Source organism: Curtobacterium sp. VKM Ac-1393 (assembly GCF_015350995.1).
Lineage (GTDB): Bacteria > Actinomycetota > Actinomycetes > Actinomycetales > Microbacteriaceae > Curtobacterium.
Genome location: NZ_JADKRW010000008.1, coordinates 47,082 through 70,033 on the forward strand (window position 1 = coordinate 47,082; position 22,952 = coordinate 70,033).

Below are 22,952 nucleotides of genomic sequence, written 5' to 3' on the forward strand. Positions count from 1 at the left end.
GAAGCGTGTCTAGAGCACGGCGCGCAACGAGCCGGAAGCAGCGACGAGGCGCTCACGGGCCGAAGCAGCCGAGGCGCCGGTGAGGATCACGGCGATGGCGGTCTTCACCTCGCCGTCCGAGGCATCGAGCGCCGCCTGGACCTCGGCGGAGGCAGCGCCGGTGACGTCCTGCACGAGCGAGAACGCCCGCGCGACGAGCTTCGCGTTCGTCGCCCGCACGTCGACCATGCGGTTGCCGTAGGTCTTGTGGCTGCGCACCATCGCGAGCGTGGTGAGCATGTTCAGCACGAGCTTCTGCGCGGTGCCTGCCTTCAGGCGGGTCGAGCCGGCGATGAACTCGGGGCCGACGACGACGTCGATGGCGATGTCCGCCTCCCGCCCCGCGGCCGAGTCGGGGTTGCACGCGACGGAGACCGACAGGGCGGACCTGCGCCGGGCCTCCAGGATGGCTGCGATGACGTAGGGCGTCCTGCCGGACGCGCTGATCCCGACGACCACGTCGTCGGCCGTCAGGCCGAGCGCGTCGAGGTCGCGGACGGCCGCTGCTTCGTCGTCCTCTGCGCCCTCGACGGCGGTGGTCAGGGCGACGTCGCCGCCGGCGATCAGGCCGACGACCTGCGAGGGGTCGGTGCCGAAGGTGGGTGGGCACTCGCTGGCGTCGAGGACGCCGAGCCGGCCCGGCGTGCCGGCGCCGACGTAGACGAGTCTGCCGCCGCGCGCGAACGCTGCGGCGATCGAGTCTGCCGCCAGGGCGATGGCCGGAAGGCACGGCTCCAGTGCCGCAGGCACGCTGCGGTCGCCGGCGTTCATGCGCTGGGCGGCTTCCAGCGTGGAGATCGTGTCGATGTCGTCGAGTGAGTGGTCGGTCGCCTCGGTCGTGAGGGCGGCGAGTTCGTCGCGGAGGGCGTCGTGCGTTTCGTGCGTCTGGTTCATGGTGGTGCTCAGTTCCGGTGGTGGGTGCGGACGGCGTCGCGGCTGCGGGCGAGGAGCGGCTGCGACCGCTCGTCGGTGCGCTGCGCGACGACGATGAACAGGGCGTCGACGATGGCGAGTTGGCTCATCCGGCTGCCCATGGCGGCGGGGCGGAGGGCGCTCTCGGCACCGGCGACGCCGAGCAGGACGTGGTGGGCCGTGGTGGCGAGCGGGGCGTTGGCGTGGCCGGTGATCGCGACGATCGTCGACCGCTGGGCTGCGGCGGCGTGAGCGACCTCGAGGGTCTCGGTGGTGGAGCCCGAGTGGCTGACGAGCACCAGGACGTCGTGCTCGCCGATGACGCTCGCGAGGGTCAGGGCGTTGTGCGGGTCGTCGGCGATCGAGCTCACGATGCCGATGCGCTCGAGCTTCAGGTGCAGGTCACGCGCGACGATGCCGCTCGCGCCGACGCCGTACAGGACGACGCGGCGGGCTTCGCTCACTGCTGCGGCTGCTGCTTCGAGGGCGTGCGGGTCGAGCGCTGCGCGGGTGTCGGCCATCACGGCGCGGACGTCCTCGGTGACCTTCGCGATGACGGTGGCGACGTCGTCGTCGACGGCGACCCCGGCGTGGATCTCGGTGTGTTCGCGCTCGTGGATGCCGCGCTCGACGGCCCGGGTCATGCTGCGCTGCAGGCCGGCGAAGTTCGCGAAGCCCAGGTGCTGCGCGAAGCGGGAGACGGTGGCGGGGGAGACGCCCGCGCGGCCGGCGAGGTCGGCGGCGTTCGTGGTGGCTGCGGCTGCCGGGTCCTCGAGGACGGCGTCGGCGATGGCGCGCATGCTCGAGGGCATCGTGGCCGACTGGGTGCGGACGAGGGCGAAGGCGTCGGCGCGCTCGACCCGGTCGGCTCGCTCGGTGATCGTCATCCCGCTATGAAAGCGTCTTTCGTGCGCGAGCGCCAGGGGTGAAAGTAAATTGCGTGTTAAGGGTGGTGGAGTGTCTCGCGGCGGCTGCTCGCGCGTTCAGTGAGCAGAAAACGTCGAGTTGCCGCGGCGGACTCGACGTCTTCTGCTCTCTCGATGAGCGGCGGAAGCGAACTCGGGCGGTCGTGCTCGTCAGGCCTGCGGGGACGGGGGCGCCTCGACGGTCGCCGCCCGCAGGTACCGCCGCGACCGACGTGCTGCGCGCAGCAGGATCGGCGTCATGATCAGAGCGGTGAAGAGGAGTGCTGCGCAAAGGAACCGGGTGAACGCCGAGCCGAAGACGTCGTCGTCCGCGAGCCTCGGGAACTGGGCGCCGGCGATGCCGAGGTAGAGCAGGAGGAACTGCGCGAGGGCGAGCGGCTGGTAGGTGGAGAGCAGTCGTGCGTGCTCGCGAGCTCGGAGGGCGAGGTCGGACTCGGGCGGCTGGATCGGGCTGCCGGTCTTGATCGCTTGCGTCACCACGCGCTTGCCGGCAGGGGAGAGCCCCGCCGTGGTGGCCTGCATCGCGGTCGACATCCCGATCGTCGTGGCGAGGATCGAGAATGTACCGGTCAGGCCACTCGTGGACGCGCCGAAGCCGACGACGGTGAGGACTGCGACGGCGCCCGACTCGGTCATGGCCAGCAGCCCGCCGATGACGGCGCCGACGACGGCTCCGATCAGTGCGAGCAGGGTCGTCCGTCGCCAGGCGCGCCGTGCTGTCAGTTCGAGTTCCCCCATGTGCCCACCCTACGAGCGGATCGCCGGACCGTGACGACGGCCGCGGCGATGACGATCGGTGCGACGAACAGCCAGTAGGTGAGTTCGGCGTTCGTGGTGACGACGCCGGCCCAGACGGCAGGGCGATCCGGCGTTCCGCGTCCGAACAGCCCTGCGACGAGCAGGTACAGGACGCCCGGCACGGACTGGTAGCGATCACCGAGCACCGCACGGCTGGCCATCGCGAGCGCGCAGAACGCGATCGTGTTCCGGATGGTGGCGAGCGAGACAGCGGGGTCCGCGCCGAGGGTGAGGCCTACGGTGCCGATCGCGCAGACGAGTCCGATCACCACCAGGACGGTGCCCGCCTCGCGCAGGTCGGTGCGTCGAGCCGGAGCGGGGAACGGCGCGCGGCTGATCGATGCACCCGCCGCGATCGCGAGCACCAACGGACCGACCGCTGCGACGGGGATCATCGCGAAGGGTGCGCCACCGCCGAACGACGGGAACAGCATGCCGATCGGTCCGAGGCCGATCGAGAGCACCGTGACGGCGGTCGTGAGCCCGAGGAGCGCCGCCGTGCGGTGCACACGCAACCACCAGATCATGCGGCCGGCACTGCGATGTGGCCGATCGAGCAGTCGGTCAGGCGGTGGATCGTCGCGGTGACCCACGCTGCCTGCGCCGACGCCGGGGCATTCCGCAGTTCCCGCAGCAAAGAGTGGTCGTCCATCTCGAGCGCGGGTTCCACGCGATCCGCATCGACGATCCCTCGCGCAGCCACGTCGATGAGCCAACGATTCGCAACGGCGGCGTCGTTGAGCCGCGCGGTGTCCTCTGGTTCGGACTCGCAGTACGCGACCTCTGCGTCGCCGAGGACCGACGTGGTGAGGCTGTGCACGAGGTCGGCGTCCGTCATCCGCACCTGGACGATCATCTTCAGGTCGTCCGGAGACGAGGGGGCGTTGCTCGCCCGGATCGTCGGCTGGATCGTGATGCCTGAGCGGCTGAGGTTCTCGGCGGCCTTCCGGATCACGGCCCCTGAGTTGCCGTCGGTGCGCTGCTCCGGGAACAAGCAGATCGTCGGGCGGTGTCCGTTGCAGACCGACTGCGACTGCGGACGCTCGGTGATGGGCGCGGCTCCGAGGCCCGAACCGGACACGAGCGCGATCACCGTGACGACCGCGAACGAGGCGACGCCGATCGGCACTCCGAACCGATGGAGTCGATCGGTACTCGTGCGCCGCGCTGCCGCGATGAGCAGCAGGCCGACTCCCGCGAGTGCGCTGAACGCGGTCGCGATGATCGGCGCTCGCGGGTCGAGTGACGTCTCGACCGAGCAGCAGTCGGCCATGACGAGGCCGGCGAGGTAGCGGAGCGGGAAGTAGTCGACGGCCCACGAGAAGCCGAGCCAGCTGTACGACGCGAGCAGGCCGAGCGGCAGCGACGCGACCGGCGGGAGCCAGCGTCCGATCGCGAACCCGATGCACGTGTGGAAGAACAGGATGCTCGCGAAGGCCAGGCCGACGAGCGGCGACGGGGCACCCGGAGCCCCCCAGGTGTCGCTGCTCATGAGCACGACGGCGACGGCCTGGAGCAGGATGCCGGCGGCGAGTGGCGTCCACAGGTGATCGGCGAGGACTGCTGCACTCGATCTGCTGCTGCTCTGGATGGCGGATGCGTTGGACCGGTACCGCCGTCCCTCCCAGGCGCCAGCGGTGGCAGCGACGCCGCAGGAGAAGACCAGGTAGATCGCGGAGCCGGTGATCGCAGCAGGCCAGTACCCGGCAACGGATGTCTCGGACGAGAACTGCACGCTGTACGCGACCACGCCGAGCAGCCCGGGCAGGAGGAGCCACACCGCGGCGCGACTGCGCCACGGGATGATCGGGCGCATCAGTCGTCCTCGTTCGTGAAGCGCGCGTACGACGCGGTGATCGCGTCCGCGGGGGCGAGCGTCTCGAACGGTTCCGTGAAGGCGTCGACGGAACCGGAGAACGGGACGTGTCCGTCCACGAGCACGGTCACGTGGTCGTACGTCGCAGCGACGTCCTCGGTCTGGTGGGTCGAGACGATCACGGAGACCTCGGTCGGCAGGTTCTGCATCACCTGCGCGAACCGCGACCGTTGTGCCGGGTCCAGTCCCGCCGTGGGTTCGTCGAGCAGGATCCACTGCGCTCCTGACACCAGGGCGCCGGCGACGCCGAGGCGCCGGATCTGCCCGCCCGAGAGCGTCGTGGCCCGCACATCGGCTCGGGCGGCGAGATCAACGGCGGTGAGCGCCGCCGTGGCACGGTCCCATGCATCGCTGCGCGACAGACCCTTCAACCAGCCGCAGTAGGCGACGTGCTCCCGAGTGGTGAGCCCGGGGAAGGCGCCACTCAGCTGCGGAAGCCACGCCACTCCGCGGCGGTACCGCCGCCGGTTCCCACGGTCGCTCGGACTGCCCAGTCCTTCGACGCGGATCATGCCCGCCGGCGGTCGGAGCGTGTCGGCGATGAGTCCGAGAAGCGTCGACTTGCCAGCGCCGTTCGGTCCGAGCAGGACGCTGGCCCCGCTCGGGAACACCGTCGACAGCCCGGAGATCACCTGATGGTCTCGTCGGTACCCGAACGCGAGCTCGTCGATCTCTACGGCCAAGACAACCCCCTGAAACCTTGCACTGATGTGTCACCGTACATGAGCGTGCTCACGGCTCGGACATCCCGGGCCATCACCTCGAGGGGGAATCACGATGATCAAGTTCAGTCGTCGAGCGGCGGCAGCAGTCTCCGGGGGAGTCATCGTCGCCACGGTGTTCGCGGCATCACCGGCGTTCGCTGAGGGCTCGTGGTCGTCGAAGCTGACCGGGGCTGCCATCGGCAAGCAGTCACGCAGCTGGCAGGACTCGCACAAGGACAGGGTCCGGACTGCCACGACCTTCGCCGGCTGCCGCATCTCGGGCAACCTCAACGGGTTCAAGTCAGCATCTGTCCGGCTCATCGATGAGCGCGGATGGCTGCCGGACAAGAGCATGGGCACGAAGGTCAACAAGTGTGGCCGGAGTGACTGGGGTGTGATGACCAGGCCGGATCGGTACCACTGGAGGATCTGGGCCCTCAACGGTGCGCCGGACGAGTCGACGCTGCGTCTTTCGGTGTCGACGGTGCGCCAGGCCTACTGAGCAGGCGTCGCCGGTTGGTCGCCCCGGCGGCCAGCCGGCCCCGTCACCCCCGCCGGTACCGCGTCGCCGGCTTCCCTGGCCCGTCCGCCCGCTTTGTGTCCGTCGCGACCAGCTTCGGCAGCATCGCTCGACGGAACGAGTCCGGCAGCAGGCGCTCGCCGAGGACCGACTCGTGCAGCTGCCGCAACGCCGACATCGTGAACGGCTCCGGCAACAACCCGTGCGGATCCGGGGCGTCGCTGTAGACGGACCGGAGCCGAGCGACCGCGAACCCGAGGATGTCGTCGTGCCCGTGCACCATCCCGCGCGCCTCGATCACCGGCGTGAGTCGCACCTGGGGCTCGTCCAACTCCAGGGCATGAGCCGGCACCACGTCGAGGTGCGCCACCGACAACACCCACCCTCGGTCATCCCGCGAGGGGTCGTCGAACACGTGCAACTGCTCCGGCGCGAGCCCCGTCACGCCCGCCTTCGTGGAGAGCGACCGCAGGACGGCCGAAGCCAGCCGCTCGCCCTCGTGCACGAACGTCCCGGGGAGCCGCCAGTCGCCCAGGGAGGCATCGCGGACCTGCACGACGGACAGCGGTCCGCCCGCGGGGACGGTCAGCACGGCGGTGTCCACGGCGACCGAGGGTCGCGGGTAGTCCGTCAGTCGTCGGCCGCTCGGGTCGCGGTACTCGTCGGTCATGACCGCGAGTTTACGCACACTTGCGCAAACGCGGCAGGTGGTGCAGGATCGGTTTTACGCAATCCCGCGTAAACCCGATCCGGAGGTCCACATGACCACCCCGCAGATCCACGACCGAGCAGTCGGTGCCGTCCTCGGCTCCGCCGCTGGCGACGCCCTCGGCGCCGGGTACGAGTTCCGTCCGGCAGTACCCGAGCCGACCCCGATCACGATGACCGGCGGCGGCTCCTTCGGCTGGGCGCCGGGGGAGTGGACCGACGACACGAGCATGGCCGTCCCGATCCTCCGCACGGTCGCCCGTGGCGGCGACCCGGCGTCGGAGCCCGCCCTCGACGGCCTGGTGGCCGCCTGGGCAGCGTGGTCGGTCGACGCGCCCGACGTCGGCATCCAGACGCGCAACGTCCTGACCGGTTTGGAGGCGCGGATCGCCTCCGTCGCGCGGGCTGCGGCCCGCCAGGAGCACGAGTTCACGGGCCGCTCCGCCGGCAACGGATCGCTCATGCGGACCGCCCCGCTGGTGCTCGCCTACCTGTGCGGGGACGTCGGCGAAGAGGAGCGGCTCGCAGCGGCGGCTCGCGCGATCAGTGACCTGACGCACTACGAGTCCGACGCGGGGGACGCGTGCGTGCTCTGGTGCGTGGCGATCCGGCACGCGGTGCTGACCGGCGAGCTCGATCTCCTGCGTGGGATTGACCTGCTCGACCTCGATCGTCGCCGGCTGTGGGTGGACCGGATCGTCACGGCCGAGCACTCGCAGCCGGTGGACTTCACCGAATCGAACGGATGGGTGGTGTCCGCGCTGCAAGCCGCCTACGCCGCGGTGCGCCAGAGTTCCTCGCTCGAGGACGCCCTGGTCCGCGCAGTCCGCACCGGCAACGACACCGACACGGTCGCTGCGATCGCCGGTGGGCTCGCGGGGGCGCTGTACGGGGCGTCGTCGTTGCCGGCCCAGTGGCGGGAGCTGCTGCACGGCTGGCCGAACCTGCGCGCCGATGACCTCGTCGCGCTCAGCGAGCAGGCGCTCGCCGTCTGACCGGGCTGGCGTCGGAGGCTGCCGTGGGGGGAGCCTCCGCCGTCGGGCTGGTCGTTCTCGTGGGGCCGGCCCACCGCTCTGGAGGCGACCACATCGGCAGCGCGGGTGGTGGGGCGGGGGTGAGCCGGGCCTCCCGGTCGACCGCCGTCAGGCGATGCCGCTTCGCGGACGGAAGACGCCCGCACGGACCAGCCACACGTAGAGCAGGCAGCCGATGCAGACGTCGAAGACGGCGTTGAGGAACGCGGCGATCAGAGCGACGGCGGCGCCGACGGGGGCCGCGTACGGCACGCCGAGCAGGGCGAGGAGCAGCGCGGCCGCGGTGACGAACAAGCCGACCTGCTGGGCGAAGGTCGGAGGTTCGGGCGCCTCGAGCTCGGCGGGCGGGGCGAGCCTCGGCCGGACGAAGCGACGGAAGAGCGCGCCGTAGGGGTGGCGGCGGATGCCGGCGATGCCGCCGATCGCGAAGAGCACCACGATGACCGCGAGCAGGACGACGCCGACGACCCACGTGGCAGGGATCAGCGTCAGGACGATGGTCAGGGCGAGCAGGACCGTGGTGATGGCGGCGCCGAAGCGTGGGGAGCGGGGGTCGATACCTGCTTTGGCAGGGGCGGTGGTCATCGGGACTCCTGTGGCTCGGTGAGGACGGTGTTGAGGGCTGCGGTGAGTTCGGGTGGGCGGGGTGGGCCTCCGAAGCGGGTGCGGACGGCGTGGGAGCCGTCGACGAGCAGGACCGTGGGGGTCTGCAGGACGTTGAAACGGGTGGCGAGGTGCGGGTGCTCGGCGAGGTCGATCTCGAGCCGGGTCACGCCGGAGTGCTGCGCTGCGAGAGCCTCGAGCTGGCGGGCCGTCGCGGGGCAGCGGGCGCAGGTCGGCGTGGAGAACTGGATCAGGGTGGCGCGGGAGCCGAAGGCCGTAGCCGGAGCGATGTCGGCGACGGTGCGGTCGGGCCTGGTGTCCGTGGTGCGGGCGCGGCCGGTCTGAGGGACTGCTCGGCCCGTCCTCGTGCGCAGGAGCAGCCCGAGGGCGGTGGCGAGGGCGAGGATCCCCGCCAGTACGGCGACGGCCACGATGACGGTCATGCCGTGACGGTACGTCGTTCTGGTGTGTCCGCGGGCGAACGTGACCGAACGTGACGGTCTCGGAGAGGCGGACGGCGTTGGAGGGGGCGGGTGGTCGTGGAGGTGCTCACGTTCGGTGCTCCGGGCGGCCGGTTTCCTGTCCCTTGAATAGGCATATCATTCAAGGGACCGGGGTCGATACCCAGGGCGGCGCGCGGCGGTCGCCGGACGACGTTGAACGGGTGCGCCCGGAACCAGAGGATCGCGGGGGTCAGGGTGAGTCGGCCTCAGCGTCCCCCGGGCCCATGCGCTGACCGTACCGCGATCAGACGCGGCGGAGCAGTCGGGCGACCGTGCCCTGCAGCACGAGCAGCAGGGCCCAGAGCAGGCCGATGCTCGGGAACACCACCGACAGGATCAGCGCGAGCGTGAGCAGGCCAGCGGCGATGAGCCCGCGGGCTGAGTCGCCCAACGGTGTGGCGAGCAACTCCGGGTTCCGGCGCAGCACGAGTTCGATGCCGGTCAGGGCCAGGCTCGTCACGACCATGCTGCCGAGGTAGAGCGCGTGCGCCACCCGGTCGTCGTTCTCGCCGCTGTTGAGCAGGTTCGCTGCGAAGGGCAGGAACACGATGCTGATGAGCCACACGAAGTTCAGCTGCATGAGCCGTGCGTTGTACGAGCGGACGTGCTCGAACACCTGGTGGTGCAGGATCCAGAACCGCGAGATCAACCAGAACGTGATGAGGAACTCGAGCAGGGCGGGCCAGTGCTCCCGGAGCAGGTCACCGGCGCTCTCGCCCGAGGACATCTCGCTCGCGATGTCGACCAGCGGCAGGATCAGGAGCGTGATCGCGATGGCGACTGTGGCGTCCGAGAAGTTGACGAGTCGGTCGAGGCCTCGGTCCGTTCGAGCGTGCTCGGTCATGGCCCGAGTGTAGGAGCGCTTAGTGTCGGGGCGTGAGCGACGACGTGACCCCCGGCCTGTACCGCCACTTCAAGGGCAACGACTACGAGGTGCTGCTCGTCGCCCGTGACGTCGAGACCGAGGAGCCGGTGGTCGTCTACCGGGCGCTGTACGGCGAGCGGGGGCACTGGGTTCGCTCGCTCGCCGACTTCACGGCGCACGTGACCCGCGACGGGTACGACGGGCCGCGGTTCGTGTCCGCGTGAGCATGAACTAGCTGGATTTGTCATATCAATTTTAACATTGATATACCTTGCAGTGGCAACCAGAGCGGTTGTCTGACTGAAAGGGGGTGTGCAGTGCAGCACACCATGAAGCAAATGCTGGTCGTCGCCGCGGTCGCCGCGGTGGTCTCACCGTTGCTGGCAGCTGGCCCGGCGGTCGCGGCCGAACCTGACCCATGGTCGGCCGTTCCCGACAACGTGGTCGTCGATCCGACCTTCGACCCCGCGAACGCGACCCGGGTCGACGAGGACGGGAACACGATCAGCCGGAAGAATCCCTGCCATGACCGCGCGTTCACGGCGATCCCGAAGATGCTCACGTCCGTGTCGGGGTGCAGCATCATCGGGTCGAGCACGAAGACGAAGGTCACGTACAGCTGGTACCGCGACCAAGGCCGGGTCGGGGTCTGCGTGTGGAGCAAGGGCTTCAACACTCGTGCGCAGACGACGTGGACCGCGTCGGGATGCGGGACCGGTCGCCGTGGCGTGGTCATCAACTGGGGCAACGTTGCGGCATCGAAGCAGATCCGGGGAATGACTGCTTCGGGCGTCGCGGGCGTGCAGTGGGGCTGATCGCGACACGTCGGCGCAGGCGCTCGCTCATCTGGGTGGGCGCTTGCGCCGTCGCGGTCGCCGCGACCGGGTGCGGTGCTCCCGACCCGACGACGACCCGAACGCCCCGGACCACCACAACCGTTCGCCCGGCGACGGAAAGCGCCCGGATCATCGAGACCGTTTCGCAGCAGCGTCTTGCCGATGTGCTCATTGCGGGGCTCCCCTGTGCGGACCGGGACGACTACCAGGACGACTTGACGTTCTGGGACTCGATGCGTGGCTACGACTGCGTGGACGCGGCCGACACGGTCTCTGTTCGTGTGTACGGCAGCAGCCGGTCCGTCGACCAGATCCTCCCGTCATGGGCTGACGCTCTCGTGGATGGACGCGGAGCCCGGCGCGGCGTGAACTGGTTCGTCGTCGGACCGCGCGATCTGATCTCCCAGGTCGATCCGCCTCGCGAGGATCCCGAGGTGCGGTCGTCGTCGACATCCGCCCCTGCCCCCGACGGCGCAGCAGGAATTCCTGACCAACTGCTCCCAGTACACGTTCGACGAGGCCGTCCGTGCGATCCGCGGTGAGCGGGTGACGGAGACGGACGGTGCGTACTATGATCGGGCGTTCTCTGGCGTCGGCGAAGCCGTGCGAGCGTCGTTGGACCAGCGTGATCTCGCGCTCCTCCGTGCGGAGGACGACGAGGCGCGATGGCCATCGATGCTGTCCGAGCGCGGCCCCGCTTGGAAACAGGTTTGTCGAACAGCCATGTCACGGCACGACGACCTGCTCCGGTCTGGAGCGGAGGACTGATGCGCGTCGTGTCGATCGGACGAAGTGCCGGGGCGCTCGGGGCTCTCGGAGTGACGATCCAGGCAGCCGATGACTTCACGCGCATCTTCTTCGAGAGTCCGATGGCCGGCTCGTCCGCCGTGTTGGCGGGTACGAGCATCGTGCTGCTGCTGATCGGGGGCGTGCTCAGCTGGCATGGAGACCGGATCGTGTGCTGGACGCTCGGTGCCCTTGCTGTTCAGGTGGTTGGTCGCATGGCTGTCGATGTGGAACCAATGGCCGTGTACTGGTCGGTGTCGGTTGCGCACATGCTCGGGCCGGTCCTCGCGCTCGCCATCGGCGTGGTGATCGCCCGTCGGGCCGGTTTCACGGCACTGCGGCGTCTCGGGTGCATCATCGGGATCGCCGCGGGCTGCTGGATGCTCGCGAGTTGGACGCAGGTGCCGTTGCTGCTCGTTCCGCTGACGCGCGCCGTCACGGACGGCTGTCTGCTCGCCGTGGTCGCTTGGCCTGCCGTCCTCGAGGCCGGTCGGCTGGCGCGCCGCCTTTGGGACTCCGCGGAGGTGCGCTGACGCAGGCCGATGCCGTCTGACCGCGCGCGGCGCCGGTGTCGGCGGGCGGCCCTAGGCTCGCAGGGCACCAGAGAGACGGGGGAACACATGCAGATCGGCGTCGACGGGCACGTGCTGCTCAGCCCGAGTGACCTCAGCACGTGGTCGGCCTGCGAGTGGGCGTTCCTGCGCCGGCTCGACGTCAAACTCGGCCGCGGGGATGCCCTGGCCGAGCAGCACGACGACATGCTCGAGCGCACCGCCCGGCTGGGGGACCAGCACGAGCTCGACTACCTCGCGATCCTGAAGGACACGCGGAACGTCGTCGAGTTCGACCGGCCAGCCCCGCCAGACTACGCACGCGCCGCAGCCGAGGCGCGGGAGGCCTTCGCTGACGGTGCCGACGTCCTGTACCAGCCGACGTTCCACGCGGCTCCCTCTGCGGACAGCCCCGGCTTCATCGGCTTCGCGGACTTCATCATCCGCAACGACCGGGGCGAGTACGAGGTCTACGACACCAAGCTCGCCCGGCACGCCAAGATCAGCGCCCTGCTGCAGCTCGCCGCCTACGCCGAGCAGATGCAGGAACACGGCATCCCCACTGGGGCGCAGGTGCACCTGGTGCTCGGCGACCGGACGACGACCACGCACGACCTCGCCGACATCGCACCGGTGTACCGCACGCAGCGCGCCGAACTGCAGCGCGTGATCGCCGAGCGCATCGCCGCCGACGAACCACTGCGCTGGGGCGACCCGCGGTACTCCAGCTGCGGGCGCTGTGCGATCTGCTCGACCCAGGTGGCCGAGCACCGCGACCTCGTCCTCGTCGCGGGCATGCGCCTGGACCAGCGGGCGAAGCTCATCAAGCACGAGGTGCGGACGATCGACGACCTGGCGGTCCGCACCCGGGCAGTGCCGGGCTTGTCCCGCGCGACGCAGGATCGGCTGGTGCGTCAGGCGAGCCTCCAGATCGAGACGGAGACCGCCCGACGGACGGGCGCCGACGGGCCGCACCAGCCCGTGCAGCCGCGCTTCGAGGTCCTCGACGCCCGCGCACTCGACGCGATCCCGGCACCGGATCCGGGCGACGTCTTCTTCGACTTCGAAGGCGACCCGCTGCACACCGAGGACGGCGTGCACTGGGGCCTCGACTACCTGTTCGGCCTGGTCGACGACCGCGCGGAGTTCACCGCGTTCTGGGCGCACACGATCCGCGACGAGCGAATCGCGCTGGAGCAGTTCCTCGCGTTCATCGAGACCCGGCGGCAGCAGTACCCGGGCATGCACATCTACCACTACGCCGCCTACGAGCGGACGCACCTGCTGTCGCTCGCGGCCCGGCACGGGGTCGGCGAAGAGGCAGTCGACGACCTGCTGCGCGCCGGGGTCCTGGTCGACCTGTACCCGATCGTCCGCAAGGCCCTGGTCGTCGGCAGCCACAGCTACTCGATCAAGAAGCTCGAGCCGCTGTACATGGGCGACGACCTGCGCGAGAGCGACGTCACGAACGCCGCCGACAGCATCACCGCCTACGTCGACGCGATCGAGGAGCTCCGCAACGGGGATGCTGTTGCCGGCCAGCACATGCTCGACGAGGTCGCCGACTACAACGCCTACGACTGCCGCTCGACCCTGCGCTTGCGCGACTGGCTCCGCTCCCTGCGCACCGGCGACTCGGACGCAACCGACCCGGCACTCGAACTCGAGGTCCCGCCGATCCCCGTCGAGCGCGAACCCAACCCGGTGTCCGTCGCACTCGCGTCGCACCTGGAGGACGTCGACGCCCTCGACCGCACGCCCGACGAGACCGCGTTGGCGCTCGCCGCAGCCGCGATCGACTACCACCGGCGCGAGGCGAAGACCTTCTGGCAGGACCACTTCGACCGCCTGCGCAACCCGGTCGACGACTGGGCCGACACCCGCGACGTCTTCGTCGTGGAGCGTGCGTCCGTCGAGCGGGACTGGGACACGCTGCCGCGTGCCCGCTCGCAGTCGCGGGAACTCCGGTTGTCGGGGACGCTCGCGCCCGGTTCGCGGCTCCGGCCGGGAGGCACGCCCCACCTCGTCTACGACGACCCGCTTCCACCGTCGGTCATGTCTCCGGGCCCCGGGTCGAAGGGCGCGTCGTCGCGCGCCGTGATCGTGGACGTGTGGGACAACGGCGATGCCGTCGAGGTGCTCGTGAAAGAGGGACTGCCCGTCGGGGCGGAACCGCACCACGAGTTCCCGGTCGCGCTCTCGCCCTCGGCACCGCCCCGGGCGAAGCCGCAGCCCGAGGCGATCGCCGAGTGGGGCCAGGCGGTGCTCGACGCGCTGCCCTCGATGCTGCCGGACCCGGCACTCGATCTGCTCCGCCGTGTCCCGCCGCGGGGGCCGATCGTCCCGGTGCAGGGCGACGACACGGTGTCCGCCGTGGTGGCGACGCTGCTCGGCCTCGACCACTCGTACCTGGCGATCCAGGGGCCTCCCGGCACGGGCAAGACCTACGTCGGGTCGAACGTCGTCGCCCGGCTCGTCCGCGAGTACGGCTGGCGCGTCGGCGTCGTTGGGCAGTCGCACGCGACGTCGGAGAACTTCCTGTCGTCGGTCGTGAACGCCGGCGTGCCCGCGGATCGGGTCGTGAAGGTGCCGAAGTCCGGTGCGACGGAGGACGAACTCGACGCCGCCGCGTGGACTCCGGTGAAGAACGGCGCTGCCGTCGCCGCGTTCCTGTCCTCGTGCGAGGCGTCCGGCACCGGCGGCGTGGTCGGCGGGACCGCGTGGACGTTCGCGAACGCGTCGACGATCGAGCGCCGTTCCCTCGACCTGCTCGTCGTCGACGAAGCCGGACAGTTCTCGCTCGCCCCGACGATCGCTTCGTCGATCGCCGCGACCCGACTCCTGCTGCTCGGGGACCCGCAGCAGCTTCCGCAGGTGTCGCAGGGCTCGCACCCGGAGCCCGTCGACGAGTCGGCGCTGGGCTGGCTGGCGGACGGCGAGCACGTCCTGCCGCCGGAGTTCGGCTACTTCCTGGCCCGCACTCGGCGCATGGAGCCGGCGCTGACCGAGTCCGTCTCGGCGTTGTCCTACGACGGGCAGCTCGCCTCGATGGTGTCCGGTCGGCACCTCGACGGCATCGACGCGGGCGTGCACCCCGTGCCGGTCGTGCACGCGGGCAACACGACCTCGTCACCAGAGGAAGCCGCCCGCGTGGTGGCGCTCGTCGGCGACGTCGTCGGGCGGACCTGGACCGACGGCGACGGCACCAGGTCGCTGACCGACGAGGACGTCATCGTCGTCGCCCCGTACAACGCGCAGGGCACGCTGATCCGTCAGGAGCTCGACCGCGCTGGGTTCGCCGGCACCCAGGTCGGCACCGTCGACCTGTTCCAGGGCCGCGAGGCCGTGGTGTCGATCGTGTCCCTCGCAGCGTCGAGCGCGGCCGACATCCCGCGCGGTCTCGACTTCCTGCTGATGCCGAACCGGCTGAACGTGGCGATCTCGCGGGCGAAGTGGGCGGCGTACCTCGTGCACTCGCCGGCGCTCACCACGGGCTTGCCGCCGTCGATCGCCGGGTTGTCGCTGCTCTCTCGCTTCATCGAGCTCGTCGAGCCCGCTCGCTGACGACCGCGCCGGCCGCGCCGGCCGCTCCGCCGCCGCTCGGTGGCGGAGCCCGGCGTGCTGCCAGGCGAGTGACGGTCCTGGTTCAGGAAGTCCGGCGATCGTGAACCAGAACCGTCAGCGTGCCAGAGCGCCGAGCCGCACCGCCGCGGCCGTGACGCCAGAACGAGGGCTGGTCCCGACACGTGTCGTCCTGGGACGGTGGACACATGGGGGAGAACACCGCTGTTCTGGGGGCATGACCCGCTTCGTGACGAAGCACGCTCGTGGTTCAAGGGTGCCCTTGGAGAACGGCAGGTCGCTACCCAGCTCGATGCCCTCGGCTCGGAGTTCACGGTGCTGCACGCGGTACCGGTCGGGAAGAGCACGACGGACATCGACCACGTCGTCGTCGGACCGACCGGGGTGTTCTCGATCAACACGAAGAACCATTCCGGGCAGAAGGTAGGGGTCGGCGGCCGGATGCTGACGGTGAACGGGCAGCGGACACCGCACATGCATCGCGCTCTTGCCGAAGGCGAGCGAGCGACTCGCCTGTTGTCCGCCGCGGCCCGCGGACCGATCCTGGTGCAGCCCGTCCTGGTCGTCGCGGCGGCGTCGCTGAAGTTCGGCAAGACGGCCCCGGCTGTCGTGACGGTCGATCCGCGTCAGATCGGCGCCTGGATCAGGGATCTGCCACGAGTCCACTCCGACGAAGCCGTCCGGTTCCTGTCGATGCTGGCCGAGGAGCGTGGGACCTGGCATGTCGAGGCTGTCGTGGTGAACGACACCCTCCGTCACGTCCAGCGGTTCGAACGGCTCGGACGGGACATCGGTCAGGCCGCAGCACGGAAACGCCTGATGCGGCGCGCCGTCGTGGTCGCTGCGCTGGCACTTCCGGCGGGAGCGTTGCTGGGCTACTGGTGGGCGATCGCCGGTGCCGCCCTGAGCGCGAGTAGCTGAGCAGCGACCGACCTGCCGGCGCGCTTGATTGGTATGCCTATTCAAGCGTCCACCAGGTGGTGGCGGCGGCGGCCCGTGCCGTGCCGTGCCCGACGCTGCGCGAGTCAGCCGTCGCTGGTCGGGACGCTGCCCTGCACCTGCACCTGCGCCCGCATCTGGGCGAGCACGTCGGCGTGCAGGAAGTTCGCCGCCTCGGCACTCGTCGGGTCGACCACGATGCCGAAGTGCTCGGGCAGCGCCGTCACGAGCTCGGACATCGGAACCGGACGTCCTTCGGCGTCGGGCAGGCCGGCGGCGAGCTCGGCCGGGTCGGTGAACACCGGCACGAACGGCTTGTCACGGATCATGACGTGGGCGACGCTGCCGGCCTCCGGGGTGCCCGCCGGCTTCCAGGGGACCCAGGCCGCGCTGCGGAGGAACCCCGCCGGCGACGCTGCCATCCTCCGTCGCAGTTCGGCGGCCGCGGTCGGCGGGGTCTTGTCGACGCCTCTGCCGAAGGCGGATCCGTTCGTCTCGTCGTTGCTCACGCCAGCCATGCTGTCACGCTGGACGGACTCTGCGGGGCCGAACCGCGCCTCCAGGTCGACGCCCAGCGCACGCGGACGTGCGCCGGGTGTCGGAGGTGACGGACTCAGTATGCGGCCGACTGCCCACCGTCGATCGGGACGACCGTCGCGTTGACGTAGGACGCGTCGTCGGAGAGCAGGAAGGCGACGACCGCGGCGATCTCTGGAGCCTCGCCGTAGCGCTTGGAGGGGTTGACCTGGATGAACTCCTCGGCGGCCTTGCGGGGGTTCTCCGGGTCGAGCTGCTTCATCGAGTTCTCGACCATCGGGGTCCAGATGGCTCCGGGGGCGATGGCGTTGATGCGGATGCCGTACCGGCCGTACTCGACGGCGGAGTTGCGGGTCAGCCCGACGACACCGTGCTTGGCCGCGGCGTAGCCGGACTGGTTGCCGATGCCGCGGATGCCGCCGACGCTGGCGGTGTTCACGACCATGCCGCTGCCCTGCTCGCGCATGACCTTGAGCACCTTCTCGAGCCCGAGGAACACGCCCCGCAGGTTGATCGAGACGACCCTGTCGAACTCGGCGGCGGTGAACGACTCGGTCGGGTTCTGCTTGCCCTCGATGCCGGCGTTGTTGAAGAAGCCGTCGATGCGGCCGAAGTGCTCGGTGGTGGCTGCGACGTAGGCGTCGACCTGGGCCTCGTCGGACACGTCGGCGACGGTGGTCAGGACCTGGGCGTCGGGGGTGGCCTCGAGCACGGCGGCCTTCGATGCCTCGAGTCCCTGCTCGGAGACGTCGACGAGGGAGAGTGCGGCGCCCTCGGCGGCCAGGCGGACGGCAGTCGCGCGGCCGAGGCCGGAGCCGCCGCCGGTGATGAGGACGACGCGGTCGGTGAAGCGGGACGTGACGGAGTGGGTTTCGGGCATGTGGAGGCCTCCTGAGGTCTTCGACGGTGAAGGGCTCGGGGTCAGCGCGGCGCTCGTGGTGCGGCGCTGGGCAGCGAGTCCGAACGATGCGTTCGCATCGACACCCAATAGGCTACACCTGTTGCTTAGCGAAGCGTGCTCCGGTCAGCAGGCGCTCAGGATCCGCTCCATCGCGTCCCGTTCCGCCGGCGCGACCCACAGCCGGTACTTCGTCTTCACCGTGATCTGGTGCTCGACGTAGGTGCAGCGGAACGCCGTGTTCGCTGGCAGCCAGGTCGCGGCGTCACCCGAGCGCTTCTGCGAGTTCGACCGGCCGTCGACCGCGAACAGGTTCGACGGGTCGTTCGCCAACGCCTCGCGCTCGGACTGGCTCAGCTGCTGGGCGCCGGTGCGCCAGGCGTTCTCGAGCGCGACGACGTGGTCGATCTGCACGAGGGTCGAGGTCGTGTTGCCCCGCACGAAGTCGATCGTCGCCCCGGTGTACGGCGACACGAGCGTGCCCGTCATCACCTTGCACGACCCCTGGCGCACGATGTCGCTCAGATCCCGGGCGAGCACGTCGTTCCGGGTGTCGCAGTCGTTGTGGTCGACGTCGATCCACGCGCTGCCGAACTCGCCGGTGCGGTCGTACCCGGTGCCGGCGGCCTTGCCCTTGACGGGCAGCGTGGCCAGGAGCGCGCGGGCGTCCGCAGCGTCGGCGTCGGTCGACGTGCTGACGGTCGGACTGGAGGCCCGGCTCGGCTCCGGCGCGTCGCTCTCGGTGCCGATCGTGGTCGTGGCGACCGCCGTGGGCCCGGCGGCCGCGTCGGCGTCCGGTCCGAGGACGCCGCCGGCGTCGAGCGCGTAGCCGCCGACCGCGAGGGCCAGGACGACGAGGACAGAGGTGAGGCTGATGCGGGTGCGGCGGCGTCGGCGGGACGTCATGGGTGCGTGGGACTCCTGGTGGTGCGGCAGTGCGGTGGTGCGGCGCCCGGGTGGCCCGGACGATGGTGCCGGAGACCGATGATGCCGCAGACCTCGGACATCGGCGCAGACCGCCACGCTCTGAACGGTCGGACGCCGACGGCGTAGACAGGTCCGCATGACCGATTACGCGAATCCGTCCGTGTCCGTCACCGGTGGGCCGATGCCGCTCCTGGGCTTCGGCACCTGGCAGATCCCCGACGGCGAGGCACCCGCTGCCGTCGGCGAAGCACTGGCGGCCGGGTACCGCCACATCGACACCGCCACCGGCTACAGCAACCAGCGCGGTGTCGGCAAGGCCCTCGCCGGCTCCGGCCTGGCGCGCGACGACGTGTTCGTCACGACGAAGCTCCCGCCGGACAACGCCGACCGGGTGCGCGAGACGATCGAGGAGAGCCTGGACCAGCTCGGGCTCGACCACCTCGACCTGTGGCTCGTGCACTGGCCGCCGAACGGCGAGGCACGTCCCGACGTGTGGGAGCAGGTCGTCCAGGCGCAGGCCGACGGGCTCACCCGCGCCGTGGGCGTGAGCAACTACTCGCTCGCCCAGATCGACGAGCTCGTCACCGCGACCGACACCACTCCCGCCGTGAACCAGATCAAGTGGAGCCCGGTCGAGTACGACCAGACGATCGCGGACGGGCTGGCCGAGCGCGGCGTCGTCCTCGAGGGGTACAGCCCCTTCAAGGCGAGCAACCTGCAGGACCCGACGCTCCTCGACATCGCGACCGCACACGACGCCGACAGCGCCCAGGTCATCGTCGCCTGGCACGTCGCACACGGCTTCGTCGTGATCCCGAAGTCGTCGAACCCGGAGCGCATCCGGTCGAACGCCGCCGGTGCCCGCATCGAGCTGTCGGCGGACGAGGTTACGGCGATCGACGCGCTCGCCCGCTGACGCCCGTGATCGTGATCACGCTCGCCTGACCCGCAGCGCACGCCGTACTCCGCGTGCGCACCGCGGCGTCAGGCGAGCAACGAGCGGATGTCGTCGGCGGTCAGGTCGTCGGCGAACAGGGCGTCGTCGTCGATCATCGTGGCGAACAGCTCGGCCTTGCGGGCGGCGAGGGCCAGGACCTTCTCCTCGATGGTGTCCTCGGCGATGAACCGCTGCACGCTGACCGAACGGGTCTGCCCGATGCGGTGGGTCCGGTCGACGGCCTGCGACTCGGCGGCGGGGTTCCACCACGGGTCGAGCACGAACACGGTGTCCGCCTCGGTCAGGGTCAGCCCGAACCCGCCGGCCTTCAGCGAGATGAGGAACGCCGGCGCGGTGCCCTGCCGGAAGCGCTCGATCACCTGTGGGCGCTTGCGCGTCGACCCGTCGAGGTACTCGTAGCCGACGCCCCGCTCGTCCAGGGCATCGGAGACCATCCGCAGGAACGACGTGAACTGACTGAACACCAGGGCGCGTCGGCCCTCCGCCGCGAGCTGTTCGAGTTCGTCGAGCAGCAGGTCGAGCTTCGCCGAGGGGATCGGCGACGACGGCGAGCCGGCCGGACCCGACGAAGCAGACCCGACAGACACCAGCGCCGGTGACAGCGCGAGCATCCGCAGCAGCGTCAACGACCGGAACACGATCATGCGGTTCTTCGACAGGTTGTCGATCAGGTCGAGGACCTTGAGGCGCTCCCGGTTGAGCGTGCGCTCGTACAGCTCGCGGTGCGCGGGGTCGAGCGTGACGCGGACGACCTGCTCCTGCTTCGGGGGCAGGTCGGCGGCGACGGCCTGCTTCGTGCGTCGGAGCATGAGCGGACGGATCCGACGCCGGAGCTTCGCGGTGAGCTGCTGACGGGCCTCACCCCGCAGGTCGGGGGAGGCGAGCGGCTTCACGTAGTCGTCGCCGAACCGGGTCCAGGTGGACAGCAGTCCGGGCGCGACGATGTGGAACAGCGCCCAGAGGTCGGTCAGTCCGTTCTCGAGCGGGGTGCCGGTGATCGCGAACTTCACCGGTGCCTGCAGCTCGGACGCCACCCGGTGGGTCTGCGACTGCGGGTTCTTCACGAACTGCGCCTCGTCGAGCACGAGTGCCGACCACGGCAGGTCGGTCCACGCCTGCGAGTCGAGCCGGAGCAGCGCGTACGAGGTGACGACAACGTCGGCCTGTGAGGCCGTGCGGGCGACGAGGCCGGGGTCCTTCAAGGACGTCGAGGTGACGGCGGCCACCCGGAGCGACGGGGTGAACTTTGCCGCCTCGGCCACCCAGTTGCCGACGACCGAGGTCGGCGCGACGACGAGGAACGGCGGCGCGTCGGGGTCGGCTGCACGGCGGGCGGCCACCATCGCGAGGACCTGCAGGGTCTTGCCGAGCCCCATGTCGTCGGCGAGCACCCCGCCGATGCCGTGCGACGCCAGGAACGACAGCCACGCGTACCCGGCGTGCTGGTACGGCCGCAGCTCGGCGTGCACTGTCTCCGGCACCGGGACGTCGCCCGGGGGAGTCGCCCCCATCAGCGCCGCGGTGATCGCCTGCCAGCGTTCGTCGTGCGAGGTCTCGTCGGCGATCAGGTCGAACTCGGTCCACAGTCCGGCCTGCAGCGGCGTCACCTGGATCGGCTGGTCCGGCTCCCACTCGTCGAGCTCGCGGGCCTCGTCGATGAGCTCCTTGAGCCGGTCGAACGCGGGATCGGCGAGCGACAGGTACGAGTTGTCGATGAGCTTCAGGCGTCGCTGCCGGCCGGCCAGCGCCGTGAGCAGGGGCGTGAACGGGATCTGCTTGCCGTTCACACTCACGATGATGCCGAGGTCGAACCAGTCGTGCTTGTCCGACGGCATCGTCGTCACGCGGATGTGCGGCCGCCCGCTGAGCCGCTCGTAGTCGAGGCGCTCGCCCTGCACCACCGTGCGGACGCCGAGCGCTGGCAGCTCGGGCAGGAACTCGTTCGCGAACACCGCGACGTCGGCCCCGTCGATGGTGCCATCCTGGAACCAGTCCAGTCCGCCACCGGGCCCGGCAGGGCGGACGGGAGGCTCGCCCGACGTCGCGTCGGCGGCTCGCGCTGTCGACGTGGCGGGTTCCAGGGCCGCGGGCGCGTCGGCGGTCGCCGCCTCGGTGCCGGCTGGATCGTCCGCGGCGCGCAGCCCGGACAGGTCGGGGAGCGGGCCATGCAGCGAGACCGGGTCCTTGCGGCCGTCGACGTGCCAGCGCCAGTGCAGGTGCACCCGGTCGTCGGTGCGGGGCGCGCGGGCCGGCTCGAACGTCGCGGTGAGCACGAGCTCGGGCGGGGTGCGCTCGGGCAGTTCGACCGACCCGTCGGAGCTGACGAGCCCGAGGGCGCCGCGCAGCCGCAGTGACCAGTCGGCCAGGAACTCGTCGACCTCGGCCGTCGGCACGGTGATCCGAGTGCCCTCGAGGAGCATGCGGCGCTGGTCCTCGGGCACGGGCGCCGGGGTCGGTGCGAGCCCGACCATGAACTCCGGGCTCTCGCGGAACACGTACACGCCGTGGTCGCCGACCATCCGCGCAGCACCGGGGACGACGGGCCGGCCGTCGAGCACCACGCTCGCGCCGATCACCACGGCGTCGTCGTGCCGGGCGACGTCGAGCAGCACCTGGGCCTGTTCGCCGAGGATCGCCCCGCCCTCGCGCTTGCCGGTCACGAAGGCGATGTCGAGCCCTGCCGCCTGCCGGAGCAACGGCCAGAGCAGCGGGCTGCGGAAGTCGTCGAGGTGCAGCCAGTCGCTCTCACCGGGCAGCCCCGCGAGCTGGCCCGCACGGTGCAGGGCTGCGAGCTGCATGAACCACCCGTGCTGCTCGGCGCCGAGGCCCAGTCGGTTCTGCGAGTAGGGGAGCGTGCCCCAGGTCAGCTGCCCGCGTACCCAGTTGCCGGCGTCGCTCCGGGTCACGGGACGGACGCCGAGCCGCACGCTGCGGGACGGCGCCGGCAGGGACCGGCCGGCGGCGCGGGCACGAGCCGCGAGGGCCGCGGGGACCGCGTCACGCAACTCGAACTGCAGACCCATCCGCGTGCCCTGCGGGGCGACCGCCTGCTCGTCGTCACCGGCGAGGCGGGCGAGGTCGTGCCTCCAGTCCGAGGGCGGCGGAGCCGGCGCGTCCGGACGCGGGCCGGCGTTGGCGGCGAGGGCACGCGCGTTGATGGTGAGCAGCGCGGCGGCGACGTGCTTGCAATCGCCGCCCAGGGGACAGCTGCACGTGCTGCGGACCGGGCGGATGAAGTCGCCGCGGGCCATGGTCATGTCGATGCGGCACTCGTAGGGGTCGTCGGCGGTGCCGGAGACGGTCGCCGTGACGGTGCCGTCGTCGGCGTTCCAGACGGCGTCGTCCACCAAACCGGCGCGCACGACGTCGCGTGCGCGACCGAAGGTCTGCGGCCCGACGAAACGGATGACGTCGACGGCGTCGATCATCGGGGCTGCTGGCACGGGTCAA

Annotated in this window: 22 protein-coding genes; 8 read left to right on the forward strand and 14 right to left on the reverse strand. The window is 70.7% G+C overall.

The genetic code is table 11. The features are described from left to right. Nucleotides 1-9: 9 nt before the first annotated feature. The 6 genes from murQ to ITJ59_RS17045 all read right to left on the reverse strand — a co-directional run bounded on the left by murQ (nucleotide 10) and on the right by ITJ59_RS17045 (nucleotide 5,234). Nucleotides 10-933: an N-acetylmuramic acid 6-phosphate etherase gene (murQ, locus tag ITJ59_RS17020; protein ID WP_194652485.1), complete on the reverse strand. Its 924-nt coding sequence runs from the start codon at nucleotides 931-933 to the stop codon at nucleotides 10-12. Nucleotides 934-941: 8 nt separating this feature from the next. After that, on the reverse strand, nucleotides 942-1,838 hold the full coding sequence (locus ITJ59_RS17025; RefSeq protein ID WP_194652486.1) for a MurR/RpiR family transcriptional regulator: 897 nt from the start codon (nucleotides 1,836-1,838) through the stop codon (nucleotides 942-944). Nucleotides 1,839-2,027: 189 nt separating this feature from the next. Then, the gene (locus tag ITJ59_RS17030) at nucleotides 2,028-2,615 is read right to left on the reverse strand and encodes a hypothetical protein (RefSeq protein ID WP_194652487.1); all 588 of its coding nucleotides are present in this window, start codon (nucleotides 2,613-2,615) and stop codon (nucleotides 2,028-2,030) included. Beyond that, nucleotides 2,597-3,202 (reverse strand): hypothetical protein, encoded by a 606-nt coding sequence (locus ITJ59_RS17035; protein WP_194652488.1) that lies wholly within the window; start codon nucleotides 3,200-3,202, stop codon nucleotides 2,597-2,599. The genes ITJ59_RS17030 and ITJ59_RS17035 overlap by 19 nt, the downstream gene beginning before the upstream one ends. Further along, a complete protein-coding gene (locus ITJ59_RS17040) occupies nucleotides 3,199-4,491 on the reverse strand; it encodes a hypothetical protein (protein ID WP_194652489.1) in 1,293 nt (430 codons plus the stop codon). Before ITJ59_RS17040 ends, ITJ59_RS17035 begins: the two co-directional genes overlap by 4 nt. Beyond that, nucleotides 4,491-5,234: an ATP-binding cassette domain-containing protein gene (locus ITJ59_RS17045; RefSeq protein WP_194652491.1), complete on the reverse strand. Its 744-nt coding sequence runs from the start codon at nucleotides 5,232-5,234 to the stop codon at nucleotides 4,491-4,493. The genes ITJ59_RS17040 and ITJ59_RS17045 overlap by 1 nt, the downstream gene beginning before the upstream one ends. Nucleotides 5,235-5,328: 94 nt before the next feature. Between ITJ59_RS17045 and ITJ59_RS17050 the strand changes: the two genes are divergently transcribed. Then, nucleotides 5,329-5,757: a hypothetical protein gene (locus ITJ59_RS17050; protein ID WP_194652492.1), complete on the forward strand. Its 429-nt coding sequence runs from the start codon at nucleotides 5,329-5,331 to the stop codon at nucleotides 5,755-5,757. A 43-nt stretch (nucleotides 5,758-5,800) separates the two neighbouring features. On the opposite strand, the gene ITJ59_RS17055 is transcribed toward ITJ59_RS17050, so the two are convergent. Beyond that, nucleotides 5,801-6,445 carry an NUDIX hydrolase gene (locus ITJ59_RS17055; protein WP_194652494.1) on the reverse strand — a complete coding sequence of 215 codons (645 nt, stop codon included), beginning with the start codon at nucleotides 6,443-6,445 and terminating at the stop codon, nucleotides 5,801-5,803. Between the two features lie 91 nt (nucleotides 6,446-6,536). On the opposite strand from ITJ59_RS17055, the gene ITJ59_RS17060 reads away from it, so the two are divergent. Further along, nucleotides 6,537-7,478, forward strand: coding sequence for an ADP-ribosylglycohydrolase family protein (locus tag ITJ59_RS17060; protein WP_194652495.1), 942 nt, complete (start codon nucleotides 6,537-6,539; stop codon nucleotides 7,476-7,478). A gap of 147 nt (nucleotides 7,479-7,625) precedes the next feature. Here the strand turns inward: ITJ59_RS17060 and ITJ59_RS17065 are convergent, their stop codons facing one another. From ITJ59_RS17065 to ITJ59_RS17075, 3 genes are all read right to left on the reverse strand, one after another. Then, the gene (locus ITJ59_RS17065) at nucleotides 7,626-8,102 is read right to left on the reverse strand and encodes a DUF4395 domain-containing protein (protein WP_194652497.1); all 477 of its coding nucleotides are present in this window, start codon (nucleotides 8,100-8,102) and stop codon (nucleotides 7,626-7,628) included. After that, the gene (locus ITJ59_RS17070) at nucleotides 8,099-8,563 is read right to left on the reverse strand and encodes a TlpA family protein disulfide reductase (RefSeq protein ID WP_194652499.1); all 465 of its coding nucleotides are present in this window, start codon (nucleotides 8,561-8,563) and stop codon (nucleotides 8,099-8,101) included. Before ITJ59_RS17070 ends, ITJ59_RS17065 begins: the two co-directional genes overlap by 4 nt. 304 nt (nucleotides 8,564-8,867) lie before the next feature. After that, nucleotides 8,868-9,467, reverse strand: a complete 600-nt coding sequence (locus ITJ59_RS17075) for a TMEM175 family protein (RefSeq protein ID WP_194652500.1) — start codon at nucleotides 9,465-9,467, stop codon at nucleotides 8,868-8,870. Between the two features lie 32 nt (nucleotides 9,468-9,499). On the opposite strand from ITJ59_RS17075, the gene ITJ59_RS17080 reads away from it, so the two are divergent. The 5 genes from ITJ59_RS17080 (at nucleotide 9,500) to ITJ59_RS17100 (ending at nucleotide 16,164) form a co-directional block, all read left to right on the forward strand. Further along, nucleotides 9,500-9,712, forward strand: coding sequence for a DUF1653 domain-containing protein (locus ITJ59_RS17080; RefSeq protein ID WP_323749543.1), 213 nt, complete (start codon nucleotides 9,500-9,502; stop codon nucleotides 9,710-9,712). A gap of 93 nt (nucleotides 9,713-9,805) precedes the next feature. Further along, on the forward strand, nucleotides 9,806-10,303 hold the full coding sequence (locus tag ITJ59_RS17085) for a hypothetical protein (protein ID WP_194652501.1): 498 nt from the start codon (nucleotides 9,806-9,808) through the stop codon (nucleotides 10,301-10,303). A gap of 788 nt (nucleotides 10,304-11,091) precedes the next feature. Continuing rightward, entirely contained in the window at nucleotides 11,092-11,643 is a 552-nt protein-coding gene (locus ITJ59_RS17090; protein ID WP_228511783.1) for a hypothetical protein, read from the forward strand. Between the two features lie 87 nt (nucleotides 11,644-11,730). Continuing rightward, a complete protein-coding gene (locus tag ITJ59_RS17095) occupies nucleotides 11,731-15,225 on the forward strand; it encodes a TM0106 family RecB-like putative nuclease (protein WP_194652503.1) in 3,495 nt (1,164 codons plus the stop codon). 198 nt (nucleotides 15,226-15,423) lie between these two features. Then, entirely contained in the window at nucleotides 15,424-16,164 is a 741-nt protein-coding gene (locus ITJ59_RS17100; protein ID WP_194652505.1) for a nuclease-related domain-containing protein, read from the forward strand. A gap of 104 nt (nucleotides 16,165-16,268) precedes the next feature. Here the strand turns inward: ITJ59_RS17100 and ITJ59_RS17105 are convergent, their stop codons facing one another. The 3 genes from ITJ59_RS17105 to ITJ59_RS17115 form a co-directional block, all read right to left on the reverse strand. Then, nucleotides 16,269-16,691: an SseB family protein gene (locus tag ITJ59_RS17105; protein WP_194652506.1), complete on the reverse strand. Its 423-nt coding sequence runs from the start codon at nucleotides 16,689-16,691 to the stop codon at nucleotides 16,269-16,271. A 104-nt stretch (nucleotides 16,692-16,795) separates the two neighbouring features. Beyond that, nucleotides 16,796-17,599: an SDR family oxidoreductase gene (locus ITJ59_RS17110; protein ID WP_194652508.1), complete on the reverse strand. Its 804-nt coding sequence runs from the start codon at nucleotides 17,597-17,599 to the stop codon at nucleotides 16,796-16,798. A gap of 144 nt (nucleotides 17,600-17,743) precedes the next feature. Next, on the reverse strand, nucleotides 17,744-18,523 hold the full coding sequence (locus ITJ59_RS17115; RefSeq protein ID WP_194652510.1) for an HNH endonuclease family protein: 780 nt from the start codon (nucleotides 18,521-18,523) through the stop codon (nucleotides 17,744-17,746). Nucleotides 18,524-18,680: 157 nt separating this feature from the next. On the opposite strand from ITJ59_RS17115, the gene ITJ59_RS17120 reads away from it, so the two are divergent. Continuing rightward, a complete protein-coding gene (locus ITJ59_RS17120) occupies nucleotides 18,681-19,460 on the forward strand; it encodes an aldo/keto reductase (protein WP_228511785.1) in 780 nt (259 codons plus the stop codon). A 68-nt stretch (nucleotides 19,461-19,528) separates the two neighbouring features. On the opposite strand, the gene ITJ59_RS17125 is transcribed toward ITJ59_RS17120, so the two are convergent. Further along, entirely contained in the window at nucleotides 19,529-22,945 is a 3,417-nt protein-coding gene (locus ITJ59_RS17125) for an SNF2-related protein (protein ID WP_194652512.1), read from the reverse strand. Nucleotides 22,946-22,952 lie beyond the last annotated feature (7 nt).

Bases quoted from the DNA above. Each gene is read 5' to 3' on its own strand.
- murQ (WP_194652485.1), bottom strand. From the start codon at position 933: ATGAACCAGACGCACGAAACGCACGACGCCCTCCGCGACGAACTCGCC.
- ITJ59_RS17025 (WP_194652486.1), bottom strand. From the start codon at position 1,838: ATGACGATCACCGAGCGAGCCGACCGGGTCGAGCGCGCCGACGCCTTC.
- ITJ59_RS17030 (WP_194652487.1), bottom strand. From the start codon at position 2,615: ATGGGGGAACTCGAACTGACAGCACGGCGCGCCTGGCGACGGACGACC.
- ITJ59_RS17035 (WP_194652488.1), bottom strand. From the start codon at position 3,202: ATGATCTGGTGGTTGCGTGTGCACCGCACGGCGGCGCTCCTCGGGCTC.
- ITJ59_RS17040 (WP_194652489.1), bottom strand. From the start codon at position 4,491: ATGCGCCCGATCATCCCGTGGCGCAGTCGCGCCGCGGTGTGGCTCCTC.
- ITJ59_RS17050 (WP_194652492.1), top strand. From the start codon at position 5,329: ATGATCAAGTTCAGTCGTCGAGCGGCGGCAGCAGTCTCCGGGGGAGTC.
- ITJ59_RS17055 (WP_194652494.1), bottom strand. From the start codon at position 6,445: ATGACCGACGAGTACCGCGACCCGAGCGGCCGACGACTGACGGACTAC.
- ITJ59_RS17060 (WP_194652495.1), top strand. From the start codon at position 6,537: ATGACCACCCCGCAGATCCACGACCGAGCAGTCGGTGCCGTCCTCGGC.
- ITJ59_RS17065 (WP_194652497.1), bottom strand. From the start codon at position 8,102: ATGACCACCGCCCCTGCCAAAGCAGGTATCGACCCCCGCTCCCCACGC.
- ITJ59_RS17070 (WP_194652499.1), bottom strand. From the start codon at position 8,563: ATGACCGTCATCGTGGCCGTCGCCGTACTGGCGGGGATCCTCGCCCTC.
- ITJ59_RS17075 (WP_194652500.1), bottom strand. From the start codon at position 9,467: ATGACCGAGCACGCTCGAACGGACCGAGGCCTCGACCGACTCGTCAAC.
- ITJ59_RS17090 (WP_228511783.1), top strand. From the start codon at position 11,092: ATGCGCGTCGTGTCGATCGGACGAAGTGCCGGGGCGCTCGGGGCTCTC.
- ITJ59_RS17095 (WP_194652503.1), top strand. From the start codon at position 11,731: ATGCAGATCGGCGTCGACGGGCACGTGCTGCTCAGCCCGAGTGACCTC.
- ITJ59_RS17110 (WP_194652508.1), bottom strand. From the start codon at position 17,599: ATGCCCGAAACCCACTCCGTCACGTCCCGCTTCACCGACCGCGTCGTC.
- ITJ59_RS17115 (WP_194652510.1), bottom strand. From the start codon at position 18,523: ATGACGTCCCGCCGACGCCGCCGCACCCGCATCAGCCTCACCTCTGTC.
- ITJ59_RS17120 (WP_228511785.1), top strand. From the start codon at position 18,681: ATGACCGATTACGCGAATCCGTCCGTGTCCGTCACCGGTGGGCCGATG.